The organism is Burkholderia sp. Ac-20379 (assembly GCF_017104645.1).
Taxonomy (GTDB): Bacteria; Pseudomonadota; Gammaproteobacteria; order Burkholderiales; family Burkholderiaceae; genus Burkholderia.
This window is the reverse complement of sequence record NZ_JAAGPF010000795.1, coordinates 1-602: the sequence shown is the minus strand read 5'-3', so window position 1 is coordinate 602 and position 602 is coordinate 1. Positions and strand designations below refer to the sequence as shown.

The 602-nt window shown below is 72.4% G+C and carries 1 protein-coding gene; it reads left to right on the top strand.

From position 1 onward, the window contains the following. On the top strand, positions 1 to 457 hold a 457-nt coding region (locus tag G3N92_RS34680), incomplete at its 5' end, for an RNA polymerase sigma factor (RefSeq protein ID WP_206131955.1). Positions 458 to 602: the final 145 nt, after the last annotated feature.

The window sequence follows — 602 nt, the reverse complement described above, 5'->3', positions numbered from 1 at the left end:
CGCGCTCGCGACGCGGCTGCTCGGCGACCGCATGGAAGCCGAGGACGTCGCGCAGGAAGCGTTCATCCGCATCTGGAAACAGGCGCCGCGCTGGAAGGACGGCGAGGCGCGCTTCGACACCTGGCTGCACCGCGTGGCGCTCAATCTCTGCTACGACCGGCTGCGCGGCCGGCGCGAGGAGCCGCACGACGAGATGCCCGACGAACCGGATCCGCAGCCGCGCGCCGACGCGCGGCTCGAAACGCTCGAACGCGACGCCCGCGTGCGCGCGGCGCTGGAGGCGCTGCCCGCCCGGCAACGGGAAGCGCTCGTGCTCCAGTACTATCAGGAACTGTCGAATATCGAAGCGGCCGGCCTGATGGGCATCACGGTGGACGCGCTGGAGAGCCTGCTCTCGCGCGCCCGGCGCAATCTGCGCGCGCAATTGGCCAACGACGGCCGCAGCGAGGAACTCTGATGACACCCGAACGATTCCGCATCATCGTCGAGGCCTACGGCGCGGATTCGCGCCGCTGGCCCGACGCCGAACGCGACGCCGCGCGCGACTGGGCCGGCGCGCACCGCGAGCAGGCCGGCGCGCTGCTCGCCGAAGCCGCCGAGCG